Source organism: Clostridioides sp. ES-S-0048-02, assembly GCF_020658495.1.
Taxonomy (GTDB): Bacteria; Bacillota; Clostridia; order Peptostreptococcales; family Peptostreptococcaceae; genus Clostridioides.
Genome location: NZ_JACVWH010000044.1, coordinates 1 through 2844 on the forward strand (window position 1 = coordinate 1; position 2844 = coordinate 2844).

Annotated in this window: 1 rRNA gene; it reads left to right on the forward strand. The window is 49.6% G+C overall.

The features are described 5' to 3' along the window. A 23S ribosomal RNA gene (locus IC173_RS20085) occupies window positions 1-2840 on the forward strand; the annotation flags it as partial. Between the last annotated feature and the right edge of the window lie 4 nt (window positions 2841-2844).

The window sequence follows — 2844 nt, forward strand, 5'->3', positions numbered from 1 at the left end:
GATAAGCTGCGATAAGCTTCGGGGAGTTGCACGTAAACTTTGATCCGAAGATTTCCGAATGAGGAAACTCACTTAGAGTAATGTCTAAGTATCATTAAGTGAATACATAGCTTAATGAGGGGAACTCAGGGAACTGAAACATCTAAGTACCTGAAGGAAGAGAAAGAAATTCGATTCCGTAAGTAGCGGCGAGCGAACGCGGAATAGCCCAAACCAATAAAGTTTTCTTTATTGGGGTTGCGGACATATCTTAAACGAAGAGGTATCGTAATTGAAGAGGTTTGGAAAGACCCACCACAGAAGGTAATAGTCCTGTATGTCAAACGAGAAAACTTCAGATATGATCCAGAGTACCACGGGACACGTGAAACCCTGTGGGAAGCAGGAGGGACCACCCTCCAAGGCTAAATACTACCTAGTGACCGATAGCGTATAGTACCGTGAGGGAAAGGTGAAAAGAACCCCGGGAGGGGAGTGAAATAGAACCTGAAACCCTGCACTTACAAGCTGTGGAAGCACATTTCTTGTGTGACCGCGTACTTTTTGTAGAACGGGCCAACGAGTTACGTTAAGTAGCAAGGTTAAGCACTTAAGGTGTGGAGCCGTAGCGAAAGCGAGTTTTAACTGAGCGTTCAGTTACTTGACGTAGACCCGAAACCGGGCGACCTACCCATGAGCAGGATGAAGCGAAAGTAAAATTTCGTGGAGGTCCGAACCCACGAGCGTTGAAAAGCTCGGGGATGACTTGTGGGTAGCGGTGAAATTCCAATCGAGCCCGGAGATAGCTGGTTCTCCCCGAAATAGCTTTAGGGCTAGCCTCAAGGTGAGAGATACGGAGGTAGAGCACTGAATGTCCTAGGGGGTATTGCACCTACCGAAGACTATCAAACTCCGAATGCCGTCATCTTATACTTGGGAGTCAGACTGTGGGTGATAAGATTCATAGTCGAAAGGGCAACAGCCCAGATCGTCAGCTAAGGTCCCTAAATGTAAGTTAAGTGGTAAAGGATGTGGGATTGCACAGACAACCAGGATGTTGGCTTAGAAGCAGCCACTCATTCAAAGAGTGCGTAATAGCTCACTGGTCGAGTGATCCTGCGCCGAAGATTTCCGGGGCTAAAACTTACTACCGAAGCTACGGCATCAGTAATGATGGGTAGGGGAGCTTCCCATACGGGTTGAAGCATGACCGTAAGGACATGTGGACAGTATGGGAGTGAGAATGTTGGCATGAGTAGCGAGATGTGGGTGAGAATCCCACAGGCCGTAAACCCAAGGTTTCCAGGGGAAGGTTCGTCCGCCCTGGGTTAGTCGGGACCTAAGCTGAGGCCGAAAGGCGTAGGTGATGGACAACAGGTTGATATTCCTGTACTACCGATAACCGTTTGAGAGATGGGATGACACAGTAGGATAAGCTAAGCACACTGTTGGTTATGTGTGCCCAAGCATTGAGGCAGTCAGAGTAGGTAAATCCGCTTTGATAATGCTGGGATGTGATGGGGAGCGAAATTTAGTAGCGAAGTAGCTGATTTCACACTGTCAAGAAAAGTCTCTATCGAGGTTAAAGGTACCCGTACCGCAAACCGACACAGGTGGGTGAGGAGAGTATCCTAAGGCCCGCGAGAGAACTGTTGTTAAGGAACTCGGCAAAATGACCCCGTAACTTAGGGATAAGGGGTGCCACCATACGGTGGCCGCAGAGAATAGGCCCAAGCGACTGTTTACCAAAAACATAGGTTTCTGCTAAGTCGCAAGACGATGTATAGGAGCTGACGCCTGCCCGGTGCTGGAAGGTTAAGGGGATCTGTTAGAGTAATCGAAGCAGTGAACTTAAGCCCCAGTAAACGGCGGCCGTAACTATAACGGTCCTAAGGTAGCGAAATTCCTTGTCGGGTAAGTTCCGACCCGCACGAAAGGCGTAACGATTTGGGCACTGTCTCAACAACAGACTCGGTGAAATTGTAATTCCGGTGAAGATGCCGGATACCTGCGACAGGACGGAAAGACCCCATGGAGCTTTACTGTAGCTTGACATTGGGTCTTGGTACTACATGTACAGGATAGGTGGGAGGCTTTGAAACCAGGACGCCAGTTTTGGCGGAGCCATCCTTGGGATACCACCCTTGTAGTACTGGGACTCTAACCATAGGCCATGAATCTGGTCTTGGGACACTGTCAGGTGGGCAGTTTGACTGGGGCGGTCGCCTCCCAAAAGGTAACGGAGGCGCTCAAAGGTTCTCTCAGTACGGTCGGAAATCGTACGTAGAGTGTAAAGGCAAAAGAGAGCTTGATTGCAAGACATACAGGTCGAGCAAGGATGAAAATCGGACTTAGTGATCCGGTGGTTCTGCGTGGAAGGGCCATCGCTCAACGGATAAAAGCTACCCTGGGGATAACAGGCTTATCTCCCCCAAGAGTCCACATCGACGGGGAGGTTTGGCACCTCGATGTCGGCTCATCACATCCTGGGGCTGTAGTAGGTCCCAAGGGTTGGGCTGTTCGCCCATTAAAGTGGTACGCGAGCTGGGTTCAGAACGTCGTGAGACAGTTCGGTCCCTATCCGTCGCAGGCGTAGGAAATTTGAGGAGACCTGTCCTTAGTACGAGAGGACCGGGATGGACGTACCTCTGGTGTACCAGTTGTTCTGCCAAGGGCATGGCTGGGTAGCTATGTACGGAATGGATAAGCGCTGAAAGCATCTAAGCGCGAAGCCAACTTCAAGATAAGATTTCCCACCGCAAGGGTAAGACCCCAGAAAGACTATCTGGTTGATAGGTCGAAGGTGTAAGTGCAGCAATGTATTTAGCTTATCGATACTAATAGGTCGAGGACTTGACCAATATT